Here is a 21,671-nt window from a genome sequence, read left to right on the forward strand (position 1 = left end):
CTTGGGGCTGCACTGGTTTCGACGTGGGTTCGGACGCGCAGCAGGGCATGTCGAGGTTCTGTCACCTCGTAAAGCAACAGAAAAAAACCAACTGCAAACGACGAACGTTTCGCACTCGCCGCTTAATCAGCGGTGAGCCTTGCAACAGCAGGCCGATGGGCTGGGCAAGGGGGTCGCAAGACCTCCCGGCTGCAAGGATAATTTCATCGGCTGGCTTTGCGTCGGGCACCTTGACGCAGGGCGAGACTCAAGGATGCTGGTTTCCCGTTTAGCGTGCCACTGCGCGACTCGGGCGGCGAGACTCAAATCAGACGGCTACACATGTAGAACTGCTCGAAGAAGGCTTGCGGACGGGGGTTCAAATCCCCCCAGCTCCACCATACGACCTGATCAAGGCCGCTAACCACCCACGTTAGCGGCCTTTTCATTTTTTATTTCACTGCGTGTTCCAGCGTGAGAGACAAGGGGATGACCTGTTTGCTGGGCGCAGCACCCCGATGCCGCTGACCAGACAGTACATGGCCATCTAGATCCTGGTGACGAAGATGGTCGCTTGTAGAGCAGCGACAATCTCCGCACCATGATGCAATTGCAGGACATTCTTTTTTCACAAGGTTTCGGTACCCGACGAATCTGTTGCGGGCTCATTCAGCAGGGGCTGGTGAAGGTGGAAGAGGGGACGGGCTTGCATGCATGTATCGATCCCACCGCCACGTTTGTCGAGGACGGTTTGGTGTTTCAGGTCCAGGGAGAGGCCTGGGCGTACCACGAGCGGGCCTACCTCATGGTTCACAAGCCTGCCGGCTACGAGTGTTCACAAAAACCCAGCACCTATCCGAGCGTTTACACCCTGTTGCCCGGCCCGCTGCGAGCACGTGGCGGGGGAGCGGCTGCAGGCGTGCAGGCGGTGGGGCGTCTTGATCAGGACACCACGGGTCTGTTGTTGATGTCGGATGACGGCAAGTTCATCCACCGGTTGACCTCTCCCCGTCATCATGTGCCCAAGGTATACGAGGTGCAGGTCAAGCATCCCCTGGATGAACAGCAGGTGAATCGACTGCTGGAGGGTGTGGTTCTGGACGACGATCCCAAGCCCGTGAAGGCTCAATCATGTTCCGCTGAGAGTGAGTTTCACCTGAAGCTGACGCTGACCGAGGGCAAGTACCACCAGGTCAAGCGCATGGTGGCTGCGGTGGGCAACAGGGTTGAGGCCCTGCATCGGTCGTCGGTGGGGGTGCTTTCGCTAACCGGTGATTTGATGCCCGGTCGCTGGCGCTGGCTGAGCCGGGAAGAAGTCGCGTCGCTCACGCAAAAGGCCCCTGGCTGAACCCTCGCCGCATCTCAGAGGAGATCGCCCTTGCGGCTGTCGAGGGGCATCAGGAAAGAATTCTCTTGCCACTGAGAGTTGAAGTCGCTTCGTGGCTCGCCCGTGGTGCTGTTGGGCCAAGTGGAAAGCGGGGAGAAGTCGCTGGCGCGGGTGCTTCGTTGGCGGGTCAACACTGTGCGCAGATTGGCCTGTGCGGCAATGATGGCGCGCTCTTCCATTTCGCGCTCGCGCATCGACTGGCTCAGCGCTGATTCGCCCAAGAACTCGGCGCGAATTTCGGCCACGGTGGGAAGGCTGTTGGAGCGAACCACCCAGTAGGGCAGGCCGCACTGGGTCAGCAAAGAGTGTTTGAGTGCCCGCGTGCTGCGTGGAAGGCCCGCACTGCCGGGGACATCAAGGCAACCGAGCACCCGGCCGTCGGAGCGGCACACGGTGAACGTGCAATACACGCTGCCCAGCAACTTGTACCATTCCATGCCTTGTTCCCGGTCACGGGGCAGAGTGAAGCGCGTCACCGGAAGCTTGATCATCACATGATGATCGTAAAAAGCTCGCGCCAGCCAATGCCAGACCCTGGCTTCTTCGCTGTTGGCCAGCGCGCGGGTACTCAAGGGCCAGTGTTTCGGAATGCGCCTTCGCTGCCTGGCCTGCCGATCGGTCCACATGCGATGCAGCAGAGCGCCCAGCGCCAGCAAAGCGGGCACCAGCACTGCAAGCAGCCATGGGTTGGTCCAGTCGGTCATGAGGATGGGAAGGTGTTCGTCTATCTGTATCAAAGTGTATGCAGTTGTCGCCAGCCGTGGGGAGTCTGCAAAATCGATACACGAAGAAGGTGTGAATTTCTTGGGGTTTGCGCACCGTTTGATGGGCTATTTGGTCCACATTACACACCCAGACTGATTGTGCACACTGCTGGACATTCGTACATCCTAAATAGTGGGTAACTTCGATACGTCTCTAAATAAGGCAGCTTAAAAAGCCTTGTACGGCTTCGGTGAGGCGATCGGGCTGATCTCGGTGGGGGCTGTGTCCGCACTGGGCAAGCTCCAGCCTGACGGCGCCGGCGATCGCTGTTTCAATCGACGTCACTTGCTCCAGGGAGCCGTACTCGTCATCCACGCCTTGCACCAGGAGCAGCGGTGCGGCAATGGACCGTATTTCCTCCCTGATGTCGAATGCGCGGAATGCCTGGCTGAGCCAGACGTCGTTCCACTGCCAGAAGGCGTTGTCGACGTCTCGATGGTGGCGGGCCAGCCGTTGCCGCAGGCCTCCCGCGGACTGTGGCTCGGCCTGAAACAGCGTTTTGGCCTGCGCGATAGCCGTCAACGACATTTCTTCCACGAACACATGGGGTGCCAGCGCTACACAGGCAGCCACGTCATGGTGGGCGGCGTGCAGCAATGCAATGGTGGCCCCGTCGGAGTGTCCGACCAGAACCGGGCGGACGATACCCAGCTGCCGGAGTACCTGTGGCAACACCTCCTTGGCCTCCAGATGCATGTAGTCGGGCTCGTGGCGCCCGATGTGCCATGGTCCGCTGCGGCGCGGAGGGCCCCTCACGTCCTCCACCGGGTCGGATTCTCCGTAACCGCGTCTTGAATACATCCAGCCCGCGCGACCCGTCGCGGCGCACAGTTCGGCAGGCCATAGCCACCCTCGCTGCTGCCAGAGAGATACGCTTCCCAGGCCCTCATGCAGAAAGACGAGTGGGGCCTTGTCGGTTGGGCCCTGAATGTGAGCCACCTCGAGTCCCACGCCTGAAATCACGATGCGATTCATCGTTCGGATGTTAGCCCCGGAGCTTCGGTAGAGCTGTCTTCAACGCGATCGACTCTCCCCTTGCGGCACGTCGATACACGGTGTCCCGGGCCCGGCCTGTGCCGTGGATTGGTTGTATTCTCGTGCGATGACTTTGTTGTTCGATTCTTTCTGGCGGGCCGTTGCGTACTGCGTCCACCCCAGGGTGATCGCCCTGTCCTTTCTTCCGTTGATCTTGATGGTCGTCCTGTCATTCGGCCTGGGCTACTTTTTCTGGGAAGGTGCTGTGGCCTCGGTGGGCGCCTGGCTGGCGTCGTTCGAGCTGGTGGAAACGTTGCTGGCCTGGATGGACCAGATCGGGATGGGTCCGCTCAGGGGCGTGTTTGCGCCGCTGCTGGTGTTGGTGTTGGCCACGCCCGTCATCGTGTTGTTGTGTCTGTTGCTGGTGGCGATGTTCATGACGCCGGCGATGGTGGACCTGGTGGGCCAGCGTCGCTTTGCCAGCCTGGAGCGCAAACACGGTGGGTCGCTGGTGATCAGTGTGCTGTGGTCATTGGGCTCCACACTGCTGGCCATCGTTGCGCTGGTGATTTCCCTGCCTTTGTGGCTGGTACCCCCCTTGGTGCTGATCCTGCCGCCTTTGATCTGGGGTTGGCTCACGTACCGCGTTTTTGCGTTTGACGCGTTGGCCACGCATGCCAGCAGTGACGAGCGCAAATCCATCTTGAAAGAACACCGCGGCAGCCTGCTGCTCATGGGTGTGCTCAGCGGTTATTTGGGCGCAGCCCCCACGCTGTTGTGGGCTTCTGGCGCCATGTTCATTGCCATGGCGCCGCTGTTGGTGCCGCTGGCCATCTGGATCTACACGCTGGTATTTGCCTTTGCCTCGCTCTGGTTTGCCCACTTCGCACTCGCGGCGCTGCAGCGCCTGCGCGCCGTGGTGCCGGTGGAGGTGCTGGATGCCGATTCCGAACGTGTTCGCCCTTCTGACGCCCGCGCCGACACGCCGCAAGTCCGCGGGCCAGATCAGACCGGTGCGACGTGACCTTTCCTTTCTTTTTTGTGTTGAGCACCTCATGACGCCAGCCATCGGCCTGATCATCATCGGCGACGAAATCCTCTCGGGAAAGCGCGCGGACAAACACCTGTCCAAGGTCATCGAGCTGTTGAACGCGCGAGGCATGTCGCTGTCCTGGGCTCGGTTCGTGGGCGACGACCGCCAGAGCATCACGGCCAATTTGCGAGACGCGTTCGCTCAGCCGGGCATCGTTTTTTCATGTGGCGGCATCGGGGCCACTCCTGACGATCACACCCGCCAGTGTGCTGCCGCTGCGCTGGGAGTCGAACTGGTCTTGCATCCCGAAGCCAAGATGCTGATCGAGTCGCGCATGCGGGATGTGGCGGCTGAGCAGGGTCAGGTTTTCGACCCCCAGCGTGCGGACAACGTGCACCGCTACAACATGGGCGTGTTCCCGCTGGGTTCGGCCATCATCCAGAATCCGTACAACAAGATCCCCGGGTTCAGTTGCACCGGCGCAGGGGGAGGGCAGGTTCACTTCGTGCCAGGTTTTCCAGTCATGGCATGGCCGATGATCGAGTGGGTGTTGGACCATCCCTACGCTCACCTGCACCACCAAGGTTCCTCGCTGGAGCGCTCGGTGATCGTGATGGGAGCCATGGAGGCAACGCTGACGCCGTTGATGGAGCGGATTGAACGTGAGTATCCGGTCAAGGTGTTCAGCCTGCCCAGCGTGGATCATCCCGAGTTCGGGCGCCACATCGAACTGGGCGTCAAGGGGGGCACTGGCGCGGTTGCAGACGCCTTTGCCAGCCTGCTTGCTGGCCTGCATCAACACGGGGCCGAGTTGGGCCCAGAGATGGTGCGAGAGTGATTGCGCATTGTTGGTGCATTCGAAAGTTGCACCAAAATAGTGCCTATCGCCCGCTTGTCGGTCCAAGCTTCGCGCTGAAGGCTGAAAACCCCTCGTCAACGCTTTGTCGCGAACCTTTGTGGCGCATGGCCTGCGCCATAATCCCCGGGCGTTTGGAGGCAGATGCCCCGTTCAGGTGAACCCGGGTTGCGTTTGGCACAAATACTGCTTCATTCCCAAGTCGATTTTCATTTTTCACTCACCAGCTACAGGAGTATTTGATGGCCAAGACCGTCGCAGACGTGATGCAAATGGTGAAAGACAACGAAGTGAAATTCGTTGACTTCCGTTTCACCGACACCCGGGGCAAAGAGCAGCACGTCACCGTGCCTGTGTCCCACTTCGACGAAGACAAGTTCACCTCGGGCCACGCGTTCGACGGCTCTTCGGTTGCTGGCTGGAAAGGCATTGAAGCCTCGGACATGCAGCTCATGCCCGACTCCAACACGGCCAACATCGATCCATTCTTCGAAGAAACCACGCTGTTCCTGCAGTGCGACGTGATCGAACCGGGTGACGGCAAGGCCTACGACCGCGATCCGCGCTCCATCGCCAAGCGTGCCGAGGCCTACCTCAAGGCCTCCGGCCTGGGTGACACCGCCTTCTTCGGACCTGAGCCTGAATTTTTCATCTTCGACGGCGTGCGCTGGAGCAACGAACCCGGTCGCGTGATGTGCGAGATCGACGAATACGAAGCCCCATGGAACAGCGGTGCCAAGCTCGAAGGCGGTAACCGTGGCCACCGTCCCACCGTCAAAGGCGGCTACTTCCCCGTGCCCCCGGTCGACAGCACGCAAGACATGCGGGCCGAGATGTCCCTGATCCTGGAATCGCTGGGCATCCCGGTCGAGGTGTTCCACCACGAAGTGGCGGGCGCTGGCCAGAACGAAATCGGCACCCGGTTCAGCACGCTCGTGGAGCGCGCCGACTGGACGCAGGTGCTCAAGTACGTGGTGTGGAACGTGGCCAATGCCTACGGCAAGACCGCCACCTTCATGCCCAAGCCCTACGCCGGTGACAACGGCTCCGGCATGCACGTTCACCAGTCGATCTGGAAAGACGGCAAGAACCTGTTTGCTGGCGACGGCTATGCCGGCCTGAGCGATTTCGCCCTGTATTACATCGGCGGCATCATCAAGCACGCCCGTGCGCTCAATGCCATCACCAACCCCGGCACCAACTCGTACAAGCGCCTGGTGCCCGGCTTTGAAGCCCCTGTGAAGCTGGCCTACTCGGCCCGCAACCGCTCTGCCTCGATCCGCATTCCGTATGTGGCGAACCCTAAGGGCCGCCGCATCGAAGCGCGTTTCCCCGATCCTTCGGCCAACCCTTACCTGTGCTTCTCGGCGCTGATGATGGCCGGTCTGGATGGCGTGGAGAACAAGATCCACCCGGGCGAAGCCGCCACGAAGGATCTGTACCACCTGCCGCCCGAAGAAGACAAGTTGGTGCCCACCGTGTGCCACAGCCTCGACCAGGCGCTGGAGTATCTTGACAACGACCGCGGCTTCCTGACCAAGGGCGGTGTGTTCACCGATTCCATGCTGGATGCCTACATCGAGCTGAAGATGGGCGAAGTCACGCGTTTCCGCATGGCACCGCATCCGGTCGAGTTCGACATGTACTACAGCCTGTGATGGATCGCCCGGCCTGGCCGGGCGACCATGCAGACGAGGGACGGCGCAAGCCGTCCCTTTTTGTTTTGGAGCGACATCTGGCCCTGTCAACGGGGTCGGCGGCGGCACTTTTCAAAGGGTTTTCCGTCATACTGATTCGCGATGAACGGCGCCAGTCTTTGCCGTGTCGACCCAACGGAGACCTTGTGCCCATGTCCGCTCTGCATTTCTCTTTTGTTCCATCCCTCGTCGCAGGCGCTGTGGCCCTGTGCAGCCTGCAAGCCCAGGCCCAGGAACGCATCTACCGCTGCGGCAACGAATACACCAACAACGCCCAGGTGGCCAAGAGCCGCAACTGCACCCCGATGGAGGGTGGGAACATCACGATCGTGGAAGGCACCAAACCCACGCCCGTTGCCCGCTCCACACCGGCTGCCGCCCCGCGCAACGGCAACGATCGTGTCGATCCCAATGCACAGCGCGCACGGGACAGCGATGCCAAGGCCATTCTGGAAGCCGAGTTGCGCAAGGCCGAGGAGCGGCTGGCGCAGGCGCGAAAGGAATACGCCAATGGTGAGCCCGAAAAGCAGGGCATCGAGTCGCGCAACTACCAGCGCTATCTGGACCGGGTGGCCGAGCTCAAGGCCGCGGTGACGCGCGCCGAAAGCGATGTCGCTGGTCTCCAGCGGGAGCTGGGCCGGCTGCCTGCCGCGTCGGGCAATGCCGCAAGATGAGCGGCTTGAAAAAGACACCACCGCCATCTCCCATCAAACGCCGGGCGCCGCCGAAGCGGCCCGCTGCCTCGGCGGGGCGTTTTCAATCGCTGGACCTGTTGGCCACCCTGGTTGCGGTGGTCGATGCCGATGGGCATGTGCTGTATGCGAACGCGGCGCTTGAAGATGCGCTGGGTACTTCCCGACGCAGCATTGCCAACACCCTGTTTCAAGACTGCTTCACCGAGCCCGCGTTGCTGGAGAACGCCCTCAGTGGCGCCCGAGGCAACGAGTTTGCGGCCTTGCGCTACGACGCCTGGCTCAAGCGTGTGAGCCATGAAGCCTTGCCGGTGCATGTGGTGGTGGCCCAAACCGAGAGCAAGGGTGAGGTGGTGGTGGAGTTGTTGCCGCTGGAGCAACAGGCCCGACAGGAGCGCGAGGAGCGCCTGATCGATCAGGCCCAAGCCAACAAGGAACTCATTCGCAACCTTGCGCACGAGATCAAGAACCCGCTGGGCGGGATTCGCGGCGCCGCGCAATTGCTGCAGATGGAGCTCGATTCGCGCGAACTCATCGAATACACACAGGTCATCATTCATGAGGCTGATCGGCTGCAGTCGCTGGTCGATCGCCTGCTCGCGCCGCACCGCCGACCGCACGTGGTGGGTGACGTGAATATCCACGAGGTTTGTGAGCGGGTGCGCTCGCTCATCCTGGCCGAGTTCCCCAAGGGGCTGCGCGTGGTGCGCGACTACGACGCTTCCATTCCCGAGTTCCGTGGCGACCGCGAGCAGCTCATCCAGGCCGTGCTCAACATCGCGCACAACGCGGCGCAAGCGCTGGCCGAACGCATGGCGGCGGGTGACGCGAAGATCATTTTCAAGACGCGTGTGGGTCGGCAAGTGACGTTTGGCAAGCAGCGCTATCGCCTGGCATTGGAATTGCATGTCATCGACAACGGGCCTGGCGTACCAGACTCGATCAAGGACCGCATCTTTTTCCCGCTTGTGTCGGGACGCGATGGCGGCTCCGGCCTGGGGCTCACGCTGGCACAAACTTTTGTTCAGCAGCACCATGGATTGATCGAGTGTGAGAGCGTGCCGGGATGCACGGACTTCAAGATCCTGATCCCCTTGCCCTAGAACCGACAAACCATTGCCGAGCGCTGCGCCACAAGAAGGGACGACACCAACATGAAGCCGATCTGGATAGTGGACGACGATCAATCGATCCGCTTCGTGCTCGAAAAAGCGCTGTTGCGCGAGAACCTGCCCACACGCAGCTTCACCAATCCGCAGGACGTGCTCAAGGCCTTGACGGACACACCCGAAAGCGAAGGCCCGCAGATCCTGGTGAGCGACATCCGCATGCCTGGTGGCTCTGGTCTGGAGCTGCTGGAGAAGGTCAAGGAGATGCTGCCCGGCCTGCCGGTGATCATCATGACCGCCTTCTCTGATCTCGACAGTGCGGTTTCTGCCTTTCAAGGCGGGGCTTTTGAGTACCTGCCTAAGCCGTTCGACCTGCCGAAGGCGGTGGAGCTGATCCGCCGCGCGGTGGAAGAGAGCCAGCGCGAGGAGGTGGCTGAAGAGCGCATGACCGCCGCGCCCGAGATGCTCGGACAGGCACCGGCCATGCAGGACGTGTTTCGCGCCATCGGGCGTTTGAGCCAGAGCCAGGTCACGGTGCTGATCACCGGTGAATCGGGTTCGGGCAAAGAGTTGGTGGCCCGTGCCTTGCACAAACATTCGCCGCGCGCCGCAGGCCCGTTCGTGGCCATCAACACCGCCGCCATTCCGAAGGACTTGCTGGAGTCCGAACTGTTCGGCCATGAGCGGGGTGCCTTCACCGGTGCGCAGACCATGCGCCGTGGCCGCTTCGAGCAGGCCGATGGCGGCACGCTGTTTCTCGACGAGATTGGCGACATGCCGTTTGACCTGCAGACGCGCTTGCTGCGGGTGTTGTCCGACGGGCACTTCTACCGCGTGGGTGGCCACAGCGCCGTGCGCGCCAACGTGCGCGTGATCGCCGCCACACACCAGAACCTGGAGCAGCGCGTCAAGGAAGGCGTGTTCCGCGAGGATTTGTTCCATCGGCTCAATGTGATCCGCCTGCGCCTGCCCGCCTTGCGCGAGCGCCGCGAAGACGTGCCCATGCTCACGCGCTTCTTCCTGCAGCAAAGCGCCAAACAACTGGGTGTGGAGCCCAAGCGCATTTCAGAGTCGGCCATCCGGCTGTTGGGCACGTTCGACTTTCCCGGCAACGTGCGGCAGCTGGAGAACGTGTGTCACTGGCTGACCGTGATGGCGCCCGCCCAGATGATCGAACTCAAGGACCTGCCACCCGAGGTGCTGGCCATGGCGGGAACGTCGGTGGCGGCTTTGGCGGCACTGCCAGACGCCCTGGCCACGCCCACCGCAGCGGCGCCGTTTGCAGCCGCTGCACCGCCCGTGGCGTTCTCGGAGTCGCTGCACATGGGCTCACCCGCATTCGCGGCGCCCGAACAGGCGCCCGTGCCTGATGCCTTGCCGACGGCATCGGTGCCGGCCTGGGAAACCGGCCTGCAGGCCGAGGCGTTGGCGTTGCTCGAAGAAGGACGCACCGACGTGTGGGACGTGCTCACCCGCCGCTTCGAGACCAAACTGATTCAGACGGCGCTGGTCAATACGCGGGGCCGCCGCATCGAGGCTGCGCACAAGTTGGGTATCGGGCGCAACACGATCACCCGGAAGATCCAGGAGCTCAATCTAGAGTGACCACCACCGGCGCATGGTCGCTGGGCTGCTGGTTCTTGCGGGGCGCTCGGTCGATGGTGCAGGCCTTCACGCCGTCGCGCAGCGCTTCGCTCACCAGAATGTGGTCGATGCGCAGCCCGCGGTTTTTCTGGAAACCCAGCATGCGGTAGTCCCACCATGAGTAGCTCTTCTCGGGCTGCTCGAACATTCGGTAGGCGTCGGTCAGGCCCAGTTGCAGCAAGGCCTGGAAGTGCGCGCGTTCTTCCACCGTGTGGTGAATGGTGTCCTTCAGGCCCACCGGGTCGAACGAGTCGCGGTCCTCCGGCGCCACGTTGAAATCACCCATCAGCACCAGCCGCGAATGCACTTTCAACTCGTCCACCAGCCAGCGGTGCAGCGCCTCCAGCCAGCGCAGCTTGTAGGCAAACTTTTCCGAACCGGGTTCCTGCCCGTTGACGAAATAGCAGTTCACCAGTCGCAGTGGGCCGTCGGGCGTGTCCAGCGTGGCGGCGATCACGCGCGACTGGTCGTCTGCGTGCATCGGGATGTTGCGCACCACATCGGTCACCGGGGTACGGCTCAGGATGGCCACGCCGTTGTAGGTCTTCTGGCCGAAGACCGCAGCGTGGTACCCGGCTTCTTTCAATGCATCGTAGGGAAACTTCTCGTCCACCAGCTTGAGCTCTTGCAAGCCGAGTGCATCGACAGGGTTGGCAGCGAGCCAGTCCAGCACCTGGGGCAGGCGCACAGTGAGGGAGTTGATGTTCCAGGTGGCGAGTTGCATGAGAGGGTCCTTGTTACCAGCGCAGGGCGCAGCGGTCGCCACTCGCGCGGCGTTCGATCATGACGGCGCACAGGCCCGGCACGGTGGGGGCGAGTTGCGCGCGAATGAAGCTGCAGAGGTTTTCCAGCGTGGGAATGCCCAAGTCCGCCACCTCGTCGAGGAAGTGGTGGTCCAGTTGCTCGCGGACGCGGGCAATCGCGGCGCGCAGCAGCGCCAGATCGATCACCATGCCAGCAGCGTCGGGGGTGCCGCGCACGGTCACCTCGGCCTCGTAGGTGTGGCCGTGCACGCGGCGGCTGCCTTCGGTTTCCACCGTTCGGCGCAGCGTGTGCGCGGCCTCGAAAAAGAAGCGCTGTGACAGCTCGTGCTGCGCGGCGGGTGCGTTGTTCATGGAATGTCCAGGATCTTGTGGGTTTGCAGTGACAGGCGCCAGCGCGGGTGCTGCTGGCAGAAGTCGATGGCGCTGCGCGTGTTGGCGGCGCGCTGAGGTCCGTCCATGGGTTGCAGCAGCCAGTGGTCGAACTGCAGGTCGCACAAGGCCTGCACCGTTTGGGGCAGCAAGGTCGCTTGCGGCCATACCAGCTTGAGTTCGTGGCCGCTGCGCTGCACCCAGTCGGCGCCAGCCTTGGGGCTCACGCAGATCCAGTCGATGCCCGATGGCACGGGCAGCGTGCCGTTGGTCTCCACCGCGATCTCGAAGTCCAGCGCGTGCAACGCGTCGATCAGCTCGGCGTCCACCTGCAGCAGCGGCTCGCCGCCGGTGAGCACGATGTAGCGGTGGCCTTGGCTCTCCGGCCACAGCGACGCCGCCAGCGCGGCGAGCTGGCCTGCTGTTGCGAACTTGCCGCCGCGCACGCCATCGGTGCCCACGAAGTCGGTGTCGCAGAACCGGCAGACGGCGCGTTCGCGGTCTTCCTCACGCCCGCTCCACAGGTTGCAGCCGGCGAAGCGGCAGAACACCGCAGGCCGGCCCGCGCGAAGACCCTCGCCCTGCAGCGTGTAGAACACTTCCTTGACCGCGTAGCTCATGGCAGGTCTCTCAAGCGTTTCAGCGTGACGAAGGCGTAGGGCAGGCCACTGGCGGCCACGTGGGTCTCGCGTGCGGTCTCGCGCCAGTCCGGGCCGAAGGTGGGAGCAAAGGCGTCGCCCTCGAAGTCCTGCGCGATCTCGGTGACCACCGCCGAGTCGGCCAGGTGCAGCGCGGCGGCGTAGATTTGCGCGCCACCGATCACCCAGGCGTCGGCACCGGGTGAGCAGAGCGCCATGGCTGCTTCCAGCGAGCTTGCGCGCGCTGCGCCAGCTGCTTGCCATTGCGGGTCGCGCGTGACGACGATGTTGAGCCGGCCGGGCAGGGGCCTGAATTTCGGTGGCAGCGAATCCCATGTCTTGCGGCCCATGATCACCGGGCAACCCAGTGTGGTGCGCTTGAAGTGGGCCATGTCCTCCGGCAGGTGCCAGGGCAGGGCGTTGTTCTTGCCGATCACGCCGTTGGCGGCGCGCGCAAAAATGAGGTGAAGTCGGGGGTTGGGCAGTGCGGTGGCTGGCATGCCGCTATTGTGCCGCCGGCCCCGACGCAGCCGCAGCGGAGCGTGAGGGCAGCAGCACGCTGGCAATCGCCATCATCACGAAGCCAATGGCCACCCAGTCCTGCCAGTGCGGCACCTCGCCCACGATGAGAGTGGCGCTCAGCGTGCCCACGAGCGGGATCGCCATGACACTCATGGCGCTGGTGGCCGGGGGCAGGTCGCGTGCCATGCCAAACCAGATCAGCTGTGCAACGCCGTAGTTGATGAACACGCCGTACACCAGACTGATCCACAGAGGGATGGAGAAGGTGGATGGTGTGGGCACCGGCTCCAGTGCAAGCGCCAGCGCCCACACCACCGCGCTGCCCAGCAGCAGCATCCAGACCGTGACGACCATGGGCGACAGCGTGAAGTGCGCCCGGCGAAACATCAAGGTGCCCAGGCCCCAGCAGAACGCTGCGCCCAGCATCCACGCGATACCCACCGGCCGCCCGCTCAGGCTTTGCAGCTCGTGCCACAGCAGCAGGCCGATGGCCATGCCCGCGCACACCACCGCCACACGCACACGCGGCGTGATGCGCTCGCCAAAGAAGGCCGCACCGATCAGCACGGTGAAGATCGGCATGGTGAAGCCCAGGATGGCCGCGCGGCCAGAGGCCAGCTCTTTCACGCCGAAGATGGACAGCGTGTGCCAGCCCAGCACGTTGGGCAGACCCAGCCAGGCGATGGTGGCCCACTCCGCGCGGGCCGGCCACATGCGCTCGCCGCGGCGGGCCACATAGGCAAAGAGCCAGAGCGCGCCCAGCAGCATGGTGCTGGCGCGAAAGTACAAGGGTGAGAGCTCCTGCAGCGAGAGCTTCATCATGGGCCAGTTCACGCCCCACATGAGCGTGAGCGCCAGCAGCGCCCACAGTTGGCGGCGGCTGATCACACCGCTACAGGCGCCTTGATGGCCGCGTGGTGTTGGTAGTCCTGCACCTCGAAGTCTTCAAACTCGTACTCGAAGATGCTGGCCGGGCGGCGCTTGATGTGCAGGCTGGGATAGGCCATGGGCTGGCGAGAGAGCTGCAATTCCACCTGCTCGTGGTGGTTGCTGTAGATGTGGCAGTCGCCCCCGGTCCAGATGAAGTCGCCCACGTCCAGATCGCACTGCTGCGCCACCATGTGGGTGAGCAGCGCGTAGCTGGCGATGTTGAAAGGCACGCCGAGGAAGATGTCGGCGCTGCGCTGGTAGAGCTGGCAGCTCAGCTTGCCGCGGCCACCGGGCTCGGTGGCTGGGGCCACGTAGAACTGGAAGAACGCATGGCAGGGCATGAGCGCCATCTTCGAGAGCTCGGCCACGTTCCAGGCACTCACGATGATGCGGCGCGAGTCCGGGTTGCTCTTGAGCGTGTTCATCACGTCGGTGATCTGGTCGATGTGACCGCCATCGGGCGTGGGCCAGCTGCGCCACTGCACGCCGTACACGGGGCCCAGGTCACCGTCTTCCCGAGCCCATTCGTCCCAGATCGTGCAACCGCGTTCCTGCAGCCACTTCACGTTGCTGTCGCCGCGCAGGAACCACAGCAGCTCCACGATGATGGCGCGCAGGAACACCTTCTTCGTGGTCACCAGCGGAAAACCCTCGTTGAGATCAAAGCGCATCTGGTGGCCGAACACGCTGGTGGTGCCGGTGCCGGTGCGGTCTGTTTTCTGCACGCCTGTGGTGTAGACGTGGCGCATGAAGTCTTCGTATTGCGATCGGATGGGACGGGTCATGGAAGGCGGTTGGGCAGGGCCCGCGAGGGGGATGTGATGCGGGCGTCGAACGGGTGGTGCTGCAGCGAGAACACCTGCTGGATGCGTTTGATGTAGCCCTGGGTCTCGGGGTAGGGTGGCACGCCGCGGTAGCGGTCGACCGTGCCCTCGCCCGCGTTGTAGGCGGCCAGCACCAGGGGCACATCGCCCCTGAAATAGGCCAGCAGCCATTGCAGGTACGACAGGCCGCCGCGGATGTTCTGCTCGGCGTCGAAGGGCTTGCGCACGCGAAAGCGCGCCGCGGTCTCGGGAATGAGTTGCATGAGGCCCTGCGCGTTCTTGTCCGACAAGGCGTTCACGTTGAAGTTGGACTCGGCGCGGATCACCGCGAAAGCCAGGCCCGGCTGGATGCCGAATTGCGGCGCCAGCTTGTAGACGATCTTCATGATCCGCTGCTCTTCGGGTGTGTTCACGAGGGTCTGGTAGCGCGTCGCGAGCTCGGTCACTTCCCCTGCCTGCCTGGCCTCATTGGCCTTTTGCAGGTCGGTGCGCTCGGCCTGCTGCACACACTCGGGCTTGTCGGCGGGCGTGGCCAGGCGGTTGAACATGCCCTCGGCGTGCGCGTCGCCCAGCAGCGCGGCGCGCGCAAACCAGTGTGCGGCATACCCGTCGTTGCGCTCCACGCCTCGACCATTGGCGTAGATCCAGCCAAGGTTGTAGGCCGACGTTGCGTCACCGGCCAGCGCGGCCTGGCAATACAGACGGATGGCGGCCTCGGTGTCGCGCTTCACCCCCTCGCCGTGCTCGAAGCCCTGCGCCTGCTCGCGCCAGGCCTGGCGCTGCGACACGTCCACCGCGTGCGCCTGCCCCGTGGCAGTGAGCGCGAGCGCCAGCAGAAGTCGGGGCCAGTGGCGGGAGATCATGGTGTGAGGACGCGGCCAGGGTTCATGAGGTTGTGCGGGTCCAGCGCCTGCTTGATGGCCCGCATCAGACCCAGTGCAACCGGGTCCTTGTAGTGGGGCAGGTGGTCGGCCTTGAGGCTGCCCACGCCGTGCTCGGCGCTGATCGAGCCATGGTAGCGCGCTACCGCGTCGAAGACCAGCGTGTTCACACGCGTTTCCTGCTCGTTCAGGAACTTTTTGGCGTCGCTGCCGGCCGGTGCCTGCACGTTGTAGTGCAGGTTGCCGTCGCCCAGATGGCCGAAGTTGACCAACCGCACGCCCGGGATCTCGCGCTGCAGCAAGGCATCGGTCTCGGCGCAGAAGGCCGGGATGTGCGAGACCGGGATGCTGATGTCGTGCTTGATGTTCAGGCCTTCCTCGGCCTGCGCCAGGGGAATGCTCTCGCGGATGTGCCACAGCGCATGTGCCTGCGTCAGGCTCTCGGCCACCACCGCGTCGCTCACCAGACCTTGTTCGAAGGCGGTTTCCAGCAGGCGCTCGAACTGGGCTCGCGCGTGTTGTTCCGATTCGCTGTCGCTGTTCTCGAGCAGCACGCAATAGGGCGTGTCCTGCCACAACGGCACGCGCAGCTGCGGCATGTGCTTGTCGACCAGGCTCAGCGCGAACTGGCCCATGACCTCGAAGCCGGTGAGGCCGGCGCCCAGGTGCTGGTGCGCGAGGCCAAGCAGGGCCACGGCGGCGTCCAGTGTGGGGAGTGCCGCCCAGGCGGTGAGTTGCGCGGCGGGCAGCGGGTAGAGCTTGAGCGTGGCCGCGGTGATGACGCCCAGCGTGCCCTCGCTGCCGATGAACAGGTCACGCAGGTCGTAGCCGGTGTTGTCCTTGCGCAGGCCGGTGAGACCCTGCCACACCTCGCCCTGGGCGGTCACCACTTCCAGGCCCAGGCAGAGGTCGCGCGCGTTGCCGTAGCGCACCACCTGCGTGCCGCCTGCGTTGGTGGCCAGGTTGCCGCCGATGCTGCAACTGCCTTCGGCCGCCAGGCTCAGGGGAAAGAGAAAGCCGGCCTTTTCGGCTGTGTCCTGCAGGGTCTGCAGCACGCAGCCGGCCTCCACCGTCATGGTGAGGTTGGCCGGGTCGATGGTGCGCACCGCGTTCAGACGCATGAGGTTGAGCACCACCTGCGTGCCCGAGGCGTCGGGCACCGAGCCGACCACCAGGCCGGTGTTGCCACCTTGCGGCACCAGCGAGACGGCGGCCTGCGCGCAGGCCCGCACCACAGCGGCCACCTCGGCCGTGCTGCCCGGGCGTACCACGGCCAGAGCCTGGCCGTGTGCGCGCTTGCGCCAGTCCTGTTCCCAGGCCGACAGATCGGTGGTGGGGTCTTCGTGCGTGAGCACATGCGAGGCGCCCACGGTCTGGCGCAGTTGCGCCAGCAGTTCGAGGTGTGCCGGGTTCATGGCTGAGCGGCCGCGTTGGCGCTGGCCACGTCGGCCGCCACGGCCTCTTTGCCGGCCGCGCGCAGGCGGATGCGCACGTGCAGGGCGCAGGCCACGAACAAGGCCACGCACAGCAGCGTCTGGATCACCGCCAGCCAGACCGAAGGACCGGTGTCGCTGGTGGCGCGGACCACGCCTTCGGTGAAGTACAGCCACACGATCAGGCTGACCCAGCGGTAGGTGTACATGCGGTTTTTCAGCAGACCCGCCAGCGGGATCGTGAGCGGCAGCACCTTGAGCACCAGCCACGAGCCGCCTTCGCGCAGCGGGGCCAGCCACATTTCCCACAGAAAGCCCAGCACGATCAGGCCGAGCAGGCTGCCCACGGCCAGCCAGCGTGTGGCATTGACGGCGCGCGCCGAGTCTCCCTGTGCAACAAGGAGGGCTTCGGGACTGGGGGGGGTGGAAATGTCGGGCATGGCGGGGTTGAAAGAGCAGGTGGCATGATACCGGGATGACCTTCAAAGAGCGCCTGCGTGCCCTGGAAACCCTCGCTCGCGCGCTCTGGCGCGATGCCTTGAACTTCCCCTGGGCCAACACCGCCATCACCCTGCGCGAGCGCTTCCGTGAAGACCGCCTGGGCATCACCGCCAGCAGCCTGACCTTCACCACCACCATTTCGCTGGTGCCGCTGTTCACCGTGGCGCTGGCCATCTTCAGCGCGTTTCCGATGTTCGATCGCCTGCAGGTCACGCTGCAGCGCTGGCTGGTGCAAAGCCTGGTGCCGCCCGACATCGCCAAGCAGGTGTTCAGTTACCTCAACCAGTTCGCCAACAAGGCCGGCCAGATGGGCTGGGCGGGCGCGCTGGTGCTGCTGATCACCGCACTCGCGCTGATCCTCACGATCGACCGCAAGCTCAACGACATCTGGCGCGTGCGCCAGCCCCGCTCGTTCACCCAGCGGGTGCTGGTGTACTGGGCGGTGCTGACCCTGGGCCCCTTGCTGCTGGCCGGCAGCCTCACGCTGACCACTTACGCCGTCTCCCTGTCCCGTGATGTTGTGGCCGATGTGCCGGGCGGGGTGCGATTCCTGCTGGGGGCGGTGCAGTTCACCTTGCTCACGGTGGGCCTTGCCGCGCTGTACCGCTACGTGCCCAACACCCGGGTGCGCTGGAGCCACGCTCTGGTGGGGGCCTTGTTCGTGGGCGCCGGGCTGGAGCTGGCGAAGAAGCTGCTGGCCTGGTACCTCGCGCAAGTGCCCACGTATTCGGTGGTCTACGGCACGTTTGCCACGGTGCCGATCCTGCTGGTGTGGTTTTACGTGGCCTGGGTGATCGTGCTGCTGGGCGCGGTGGTGGCGGCCTACCTGCCCAGCCTGCTCTCGGGCATTGCGCGGCGCGGTGATTCGCCGGGCTGGAGTTTTCAACTGGCGCTGGAGCTGTTGCAGCAGTTGCACACCGCGCGCGACACTGCGCCCAAAGGCCTGAGCCTGGAAGCATTGGCCCAGGTGCTGCGGGTCGATGCGCTGCAACTGGAGGAACCCGTGGCCACGCTGGTGTCGCTGGACTGGCTGGGTCGCCTCGACGAAGACGGTGAGCGGTATGTGCTGCTGGTCGACCCCGTCAGCACACCCTTGGCGCCGCTGGTGGAACGCCTGCTGCTGGCGCGTCAACCGAACACCGCGCGTTTCTGGTCGGAGAGCCACTGGGCCCAGCTCACGCTGGCACAGGCGCTGGCGTCCGCGCCTCAACCGCCGTTGGTCCAGGAAATGGCCGAAGGCCCGTCGGTCGCCTCCGGCTGAAGCGCCTTCACGCCACCGAGAACGGCGCGCGCAGGAAGCCGCGAAACCGTGCGCGCCCACCGCGCAGCGGGGCTTCGGTCAGATGGAAATCGGGGAAGCGCTGCAGGAATCGCCCGATGGCGATGCGCCCCTCCAGCCGCGCCAGGCTCAGACCAGCGCACTGGTGGATGCCGAAACCGAAGGCCAGGTGCTTGTTGCCCTCGCGCGCCAGGTCCAGCACCTCGGGGCTGGCGAACTGCGCAGGGTCCCGGTTGGCCGCGCCGATGCACAGCGTCACCAGCGTGCCGGCCTTGAGCTCAGCACCACCCACCTGCGTGTCCTTCACCGCGCGCCGGTTGCCCAGCTGGTTCGACGATTCAAAGCGCAGGAACTCGTCGACCGCGCGGCTGAGCACCGCCTCTTGCGCGGTGCCATCGTCTGCGGCGTGCCGCATCGCGGTTTGCAGGACGCTGCGGGCCTGTGGGTGTTCCTGCAGCGCGATCAGGCCGTTGCCGATCAGGTTGGTGGTGGTCTCATGGCCCGCGTTGAGCAGGAAGATGCAGTTCTGCAGCAGCTCGACTTCGCTCAATTGTTCGCCACTGGCCTCGCCCTGGATCAGCCGCGTGAGCACGTCGCGCTCGGGGTCACCCGGGTGCTGCCTGCGCTGCGCCACCAGCGTGCGCAGATAGGCCAGCATGTCGGTCACGGCCGCATTGCCCAGCGCTTGCTGCACCGGTGTGATGGTGGGTTCCAGCGCGCCGAGGATGGCGAGCGACCAGGCGCGCAGCGGGCCGCGGTCCGGGTGCGGCACATCGAGCAGGTTGCCGATGATCTCCACCGGAATGGCCGAGGCGAAGTCTTCAATGAGGTCACCCCCGCTGCGCTCGGCCAACGAGTCCAGCAGGCTGTCGACCAGCGCGATCAGGCCCGGCTCCATGTCGGCGATGGCGCGGCGCGTGAGCGCGCCCATGATCAGCCGGCGCACGCGGGTGTGCAAGGGTGGGTCGTTGAACACCAGGCTGGTGGTGTGGTGCTCGAACAGCGCGGAGCCCACGCCGTACTTGGGCGCGAACTCAACCTGTTTGTCGGAGCTGAAGGTTTGCGCGTCGCGGTACACCACCATCAGGTCGGCGCAGCGCGTGAGGAACACCGAGCCGTCGGGCATGCGGCGCACCGGCTCGTGTTCGCGCAGCGCGGCGTACACCGGGTAGGGGTTGGCGAGGAACTCGGGTTGGAGTGCGCGCAGGTCGAAGGCCCGGGCGATGTCCTGGGCCCGGGTGGGTGTCATCGCAGGCGTGATCTCGAAGGGCATGGTGGGCATTGTGGCCAGCCAGCTGCCAGTGCGTGAAATGAGGCTCAGGCCGCGAGGAAGTTGCGAATGGCGACCAGCGTTTCTTCGGGCGCTTCGGTCATCTGGTGATGGCCCGCGGGCACGCTGGTCACCGACACCCGGTGGCCGGCGGCCCTGGCCACCTGAATCAGGCCTTGCGCGGTCTTGGGATGCGTCATCTGGTCTTGTCCACCCAGCAGAAACAGCACAGGGCAGGTGATCTTCGCCATGGCCGCTTCACCGCCGGTATAGCCGTCGCAAGCCACGAAGCCGCGGTGGAACACATTGACCCGGGTGTTGCTGCGCAGCACCCGGCGGTTCAGCGCCAGGCTCGAGCCGTACACCCAGGTGCCGGGGCCGAGCGCCGACGGCGGTGCTGCCAACGTGCTGCGCGAAAACACGTTGATCATCTTCATGCCCTTTTCGGGCTCGTTCAGCGCGGCCTCGATCAGCGCGGGTGAGACCTTCATGGGGTAGGCCGTGCCCACCAGCACGAGGTGGCTCACCCGGTCTTTCAACTGAGCCGCCGCTTCGAGCGCGATCAGTGAACCCCAGCTGTGGCCGACCAGCGCTGCCTTCTGCACACCCGCCGCGTCGAGCAAGGCGGCCACGAAGCCAGCGGCGTCTTCCACCGAAACGGGCGCTTCCCCGTCGCTCTTGCAGTGGCCCGGCAGGTCCACCGCCAGCACGTTCCAGCCGTGGTGGGCCAGGTAGCGGCTTTGCAGGATCCAGACGCTGTGGTCGTTGAGCACGCCGTGGATGAAAACCACGGTGGGTTTGGCGGCCTCGAAGGCCTTGCCGCCGGTGTAGCAGTACGTGTTGGCGCCGTTGACTTGCAGATACATGGTCAGGACTCCCGCCGGGCCGCCCCAAGGGAGGCCAGCGCCCCCTCGGGGGGCAGTGAATACACGAAGTGATGAGCGTGGGGGTTCATTGTTTTCCGGCTTTCTCGGCGGCCTTGAGCGCGCGCTTCAAGTCGTCGATCAGGTCGTCCGGGTCTTCCAGACCGATGGACAGGCGGATCGTGCCCGGGCCGATGCCGCCGGCGGCCAGCGCCTCGTCGCTCATGCGGAAGTGCGTGGTGCTGGCCGGATGAATCACCAGCGAGCGGCAGTCGCCCACGTTGGCCAGGTGGCTGAAGATCTGGAGCGCTTCGATGAAGGCTTTGCCCTGCTCGCGGCTGCCTTGGATGTCGAAGCTGAACACCGAGCCCGCGCCCTTGGCGCCGAAACGCAGCAGCTTCTCGGCGAGGGCGTGACTGGGGTGGCTCTCCAGCAGCGGATGGCCCACGCGGCCCACCAGCGGGTGGCTGGCGAGGAATTGCACGACCTTTTCGGTGTTGCTCATGTGGCGGTCCATGCGCAGCGACAGCGTCTCGATGCCTTGCAGAATGAGCCACGCGCTGTGCGGCGAGAGGCAGGCACCGAAATCGCGCAGGCCTTCGCGGCGTGCACGCAGCAGAAACGCGCCCACGGTGCTCTCTTCGCTGAACACCATGTTGTGAAAGCCCTCGTAGGCTTCGGTGAGCTCGGGGAAGCGGCCCGACTTTTCCCAGTCGAAACTGCCTGCATCGACCACCACGCCGCCGATCACGGTGCCGTGGCCACTGAGAAACTTGGTGGCCGAGTGGTAAACGAGATCGGCCCCCAGCTCGAAGGGTTTGACGAGGTAAGGCGTTGTAAGGGTCGAGTCCACCAGCAAGGGAACACCGGCCTCGTGCGCAATCTGCGAGACGGTGGGGATGTCCAGTACGTCCAGGCCGGGGTTGCCCACGGTTTCGCCGAAGAACAGCTTCGTGTTGGGCCGCACCGCGGCGCGCCAGCCATCGATGTCGCCGGGTTTGACGAACGTGGTCTCGATGCCGAAGCGGCGCATCGTGTAGTGCAGCAGGTTCTGGCTGCCGCCGTAGAGCGCGGTGCTGGCGACGATGTGCGAGCCCGCGCCCATGAGCGTGGCCACGCTCAGGTGCAGCGCGGCCTGGCCGCTGGCGGTGGCAATCGCGCCAATGCCGCCTTCGAGTGCGGCCATGCGTTGCTCGAACACCGCATTGGTCGGGTTGCTGATGCGGCTGTACACGTGGCCCGCGCGCTCCAGGTTGAACA

22 protein-coding genes and 1 other RNA gene are annotated in these 21,671 nt (G+C 64.5%); 9 read left to right on the top strand and 14 right to left on the bottom strand.

Annotation, left to right across the window (positions count from 1 at the left end):
- Window positions 1-3: 3 nt before the first annotated feature.
- Together ssrA and IV113_RS20895 are read left to right on the top strand one after the other, a co-directional pair.
- Window positions 4-380, top strand: a transfer-messenger RNA (tmRNA) gene (gene ssrA, locus IV113_RS20890).
- A 203-nt stretch (window positions 381-583) separates the two neighbouring features.
- Window positions 584-1,327 carry a 16S rRNA pseudouridine(516) synthase gene (locus IV113_RS20895; protein ID WP_291089043.1) on the top strand — a complete coding sequence of 248 codons (744 nt, stop codon included), beginning with the start codon at window positions 584-586 and terminating at the stop codon, window positions 1,325-1,327.
- A gap of 14 nt (window positions 1,328-1,341) precedes the next feature.
- On the opposite strand, the gene IV113_RS20900 is transcribed toward IV113_RS20895, so the two are convergent.
- Window positions 1,342-2,070: a hypothetical protein gene (locus IV113_RS20900; protein WP_291088995.1), complete on the bottom strand. Its 729-nt coding sequence runs from the start codon at window positions 2,068-2,070 to the stop codon at window positions 1,342-1,344.
- Between the two features lie 214 nt (window positions 2,071-2,284).
- A complete protein-coding gene (locus tag IV113_RS20905; RefSeq protein ID WP_291088997.1) occupies window positions 2,285-3,106 on the bottom strand; it encodes an alpha/beta hydrolase in 822 nt (273 codons plus the stop codon).
- 127 nt (window positions 3,107-3,233) lie between these two features.
- Here IV113_RS20905 and IV113_RS20910 point away from each other — a divergent pair, with 127 nt between their 5' ends.
- The 6 genes from IV113_RS20910 to ntrC all read left to right on the top strand — a co-directional run bounded on the left by IV113_RS20910 (window position 3,234) and on the right by ntrC (window position 10,098).
- Window positions 3,234-4,130 carry an EI24 domain-containing protein gene (locus tag IV113_RS20910; RefSeq protein ID WP_291088998.1) on the top strand — a complete coding sequence of 299 codons (897 nt, stop codon included), beginning with the start codon at window positions 3,234-3,236 and terminating at the stop codon, window positions 4,128-4,130.
- A gap of 31 nt (window positions 4,131-4,161) precedes the next feature.
- Window positions 4,162-4,977: a molybdopterin-binding protein gene (locus tag IV113_RS20915; RefSeq protein WP_291089000.1), complete on the top strand. Its 816-nt coding sequence runs from the start codon at window positions 4,162-4,164 to the stop codon at window positions 4,975-4,977.
- Window positions 4,978-5,237: 260 nt separating this feature from the next.
- Window positions 5,238-6,653: a type I glutamate--ammonia ligase gene (gene glnA / locus IV113_RS20920; protein WP_291089001.1), complete on the top strand. Its 1,416-nt coding sequence runs from the start codon at window positions 5,238-5,240 to the stop codon at window positions 6,651-6,653.
- Window positions 6,654-6,844: 191 nt separating this feature from the next.
- On the top strand, window positions 6,845-7,366 hold the full coding sequence (locus IV113_RS20925) for a hypothetical protein (protein ID WP_291089003.1): 522 nt from the start codon (window positions 6,845-6,847) through the stop codon (window positions 7,364-7,366).
- The gene (glnL, locus tag IV113_RS20930) at window positions 7,363-8,487 is read left to right on the top strand and encodes a nitrogen regulation protein NR(II) (RefSeq protein WP_291089005.1); all 1,125 of its coding nucleotides are present in this window, start codon (window positions 7,363-7,365) and stop codon (window positions 8,485-8,487) included. Before IV113_RS20925 ends, glnL begins: the two co-directional genes overlap by 4 nt.
- 51 nt (window positions 8,488-8,538) lie before the next feature.
- On the top strand, window positions 8,539-10,098 hold the full coding sequence (gene ntrC, locus IV113_RS20935) for a nitrogen regulation protein NR(I) (RefSeq protein WP_291089007.1): 1,560 nt from the start codon (window positions 8,539-8,541) through the stop codon (window positions 10,096-10,098).
- Here ntrC and xth read toward each other — a convergent pair.
- From xth to IV113_RS20980, 9 genes are read right to left on the bottom strand one after another with little or no spacing between them, the layout of a single operon-like run.
- Entirely contained in the window at window positions 10,085-10,861 is a 777-nt protein-coding gene (gene xth, locus IV113_RS20940) for an exodeoxyribonuclease III (RefSeq protein ID WP_291089009.1), read from the bottom strand. The genes ntrC and xth overlap by 14 nt on opposite strands.
- 13 nt (window positions 10,862-10,874) lie before the next feature.
- The gene (locus IV113_RS20945; RefSeq protein ID WP_291089011.1) at window positions 10,875-11,252 is read right to left on the bottom strand and encodes a 6-carboxytetrahydropterin synthase; all 378 of its coding nucleotides are present in this window, start codon (window positions 11,250-11,252) and stop codon (window positions 10,875-10,877) included.
- Window positions 11,249-11,890, bottom strand: a complete 642-nt coding sequence (gene queE, locus IV113_RS20950) for a 7-carboxy-7-deazaguanine synthase (RefSeq protein WP_291089012.1) — start codon at window positions 11,888-11,890, stop codon at window positions 11,249-11,251. Before queE ends, IV113_RS20945 begins: the two co-directional genes overlap by 4 nt.
- On the bottom strand, window positions 11,887-12,408 hold the full coding sequence (locus tag IV113_RS20955; RefSeq protein ID WP_291089015.1) for a dihydrofolate reductase: 522 nt from the start codon (window positions 12,406-12,408) through the stop codon (window positions 11,887-11,889). Before IV113_RS20955 ends, queE begins: the two co-directional genes overlap by 4 nt.
- A gap of 4 nt (window positions 12,409-12,412) precedes the next feature.
- Window positions 12,413-13,318: a DMT family transporter gene (locus IV113_RS20960; protein ID WP_291089018.1), complete on the bottom strand. Its 906-nt coding sequence runs from the start codon at window positions 13,316-13,318 to the stop codon at window positions 12,413-12,415.
- Window positions 13,315-14,145, bottom strand: a complete 831-nt coding sequence (locus tag IV113_RS20965) for a thymidylate synthase (protein ID WP_291089021.1) — start codon at window positions 14,143-14,145, stop codon at window positions 13,315-13,317. Before IV113_RS20965 ends, IV113_RS20960 begins: the two co-directional genes overlap by 4 nt.
- Window positions 14,142-15,047 carry a transglycosylase SLT domain-containing protein gene (locus tag IV113_RS20970; protein ID WP_291089024.1) on the bottom strand — a complete coding sequence of 302 codons (906 nt, stop codon included), beginning with the start codon at window positions 15,045-15,047 and terminating at the stop codon, window positions 14,142-14,144. The genes IV113_RS20965 and IV113_RS20970 overlap by 4 nt, the downstream gene beginning before the upstream one ends.
- Window positions 15,044-16,480, bottom strand: a complete 1,437-nt coding sequence (locus tag IV113_RS20975) for an FAD-binding oxidoreductase (protein ID WP_291089027.1) — start codon at window positions 16,478-16,480, stop codon at window positions 15,044-15,046. The genes IV113_RS20970 and IV113_RS20975 overlap by 4 nt, the downstream gene beginning before the upstream one ends.
- Complete coding sequence (locus IV113_RS20980; protein ID WP_291089029.1) at window positions 16,477-16,938, bottom strand: DUF2069 domain-containing protein; 462 nt, start codon at window positions 16,936-16,938, stop codon at window positions 16,477-16,479. Before IV113_RS20980 ends, IV113_RS20975 begins: the two co-directional genes overlap by 4 nt.
- A 35-nt stretch (window positions 16,939-16,973) precedes the next feature.
- Between IV113_RS20980 and IV113_RS20985 the strand changes: the two genes are divergently transcribed.
- Entirely contained in the window at window positions 16,974-18,260 is a 1,287-nt protein-coding gene (locus IV113_RS20985; RefSeq protein WP_291089032.1) for a YihY family inner membrane protein, read from the top strand.
- 7 nt (window positions 18,261-18,267) lie between these two features.
- On the opposite strand, the gene IV113_RS20990 is transcribed toward IV113_RS20985, so the two are convergent.
- The 3 genes from IV113_RS20990 to IV113_RS21000 all read right to left on the bottom strand — a co-directional run.
- Entirely contained in the window at window positions 18,268-19,560 is a 1,293-nt protein-coding gene (locus IV113_RS20990) for a cytochrome P450 (protein WP_291089035.1), read from the bottom strand.
- Window positions 19,561-19,595: 35 nt separating this feature from the next.
- On the bottom strand, window positions 19,596-20,414 hold the full coding sequence (locus IV113_RS20995) for an alpha/beta hydrolase (RefSeq protein WP_291089038.1): 819 nt from the start codon (window positions 20,412-20,414) through the stop codon (window positions 19,596-19,598).
- Window positions 20,415-20,499: 85 nt separating this feature from the next.
- The coding region (locus IV113_RS21000; protein ID WP_291089041.1) for an O-acetylhomoserine aminocarboxypropyltransferase at window positions 20,500-21,671 on the bottom strand (1,172 nt) is incomplete at its 5' end.

The organism is Hydrogenophaga sp. (assembly GCF_018780385.1).
Taxonomy (GTDB): domain Bacteria; phylum Pseudomonadota; class Gammaproteobacteria; order Burkholderiales; family Burkholderiaceae_C; genus Hydrogenophaga.

Bases quoted from the DNA above. Each gene is read 5' to 3' on its own strand.
- IV113_RS20900 (WP_291088995.1), bottom strand. From the start codon at position 2,070: ATGACCGACTGGACCAACCCATGGCTGCTTGCAGTGCTGGTGCCCGCT.
- IV113_RS20905 (WP_291088997.1), bottom strand. From the start codon at position 3,106: ATGAATCGCATCGTGATTTCAGGCGTGGGACTCGAGGTGGCTCACATT.
- IV113_RS20965 (WP_291089021.1), bottom strand. From the start codon at position 14,145: ATGACCCGTCCCATCCGATCGCAATACGAAGACTTCATGCGCCACGTC.
- IV113_RS20945 (WP_291089011.1), bottom strand. From the start codon at position 11,252: ATGAACAACGCACCCGCCGCGCAGCACGAGCTGTCACAGCGCTTCTTT.
- IV113_RS20925 (WP_291089003.1), top strand. From the start codon at position 6,845: ATGTCCGCTCTGCATTTCTCTTTTGTTCCATCCCTCGTCGCAGGCGCT.
- IV113_RS20980 (WP_291089029.1), bottom strand. From the start codon at position 16,938: ATGCCCGACATTTCCACCCCCCCCAGTCCCGAAGCCCTCCTTGTTGCA.
- IV113_RS20990 (WP_291089035.1), bottom strand. From the start codon at position 19,560: ATGCCCACCATGCCCTTCGAGATCACGCCTGCGATGACACCCACCCGG.
- IV113_RS20975 (WP_291089027.1), bottom strand. From the start codon at position 16,480: ATGAACCCGGCACACCTCGAACTGCTGGCGCAACTGCGCCAGACCGTG.
- IV113_RS20995 (WP_291089038.1), bottom strand. From the start codon at position 20,414: ATGTATCTGCAAGTCAACGGCGCCAACACGTACTGCTACACCGGCGGC.
- glnA (WP_291089001.1), top strand. From the start codon at position 5,238: ATGGCCAAGACCGTCGCAGACGTGATGCAAATGGTGAAAGACAACGAA.
- IV113_RS20910 (WP_291088998.1), top strand. From the start codon at position 3,234: ATGACTTTGTTGTTCGATTCTTTCTGGCGGGCCGTTGCGTACTGCGTC.
- IV113_RS20895 (WP_291089043.1), top strand. From the start codon at position 584: ATGCAATTGCAGGACATTCTTTTTTCACAAGGTTTCGGTACCCGACGA.
- IV113_RS20915 (WP_291089000.1), top strand. From the start codon at position 4,162: ATGACGCCAGCCATCGGCCTGATCATCATCGGCGACGAAATCCTCTCG.
- IV113_RS20955 (WP_291089015.1), bottom strand. From the start codon at position 12,408: ATGCCAGCCACCGCACTGCCCAACCCCCGACTTCACCTCATTTTTGCG.
- queE (WP_291089012.1), bottom strand. From the start codon at position 11,890: ATGAGCTACGCGGTCAAGGAAGTGTTCTACACGCTGCAGGGCGAGGGT.
- IV113_RS20985 (WP_291089032.1), top strand. From the start codon at position 16,974: ATGACCTTCAAAGAGCGCCTGCGTGCCCTGGAAACCCTCGCTCGCGCG.
- xth (WP_291089009.1), bottom strand. From the start codon at position 10,861: ATGCAACTCGCCACCTGGAACATCAACTCCCTCACTGTGCGCCTGCCC.
- ntrC (WP_291089007.1), top strand. From the start codon at position 8,539: ATGAAGCCGATCTGGATAGTGGACGACGATCAATCGATCCGCTTCGTG.
- IV113_RS20970 (WP_291089024.1), bottom strand. From the start codon at position 15,047: ATGATCTCCCGCCACTGGCCCCGACTTCTGCTGGCGCTCGCGCTCACT.
- glnL (WP_291089005.1), top strand. From the start codon at position 7,363: ATGAGCGGCTTGAAAAAGACACCACCGCCATCTCCCATCAAACGCCGG.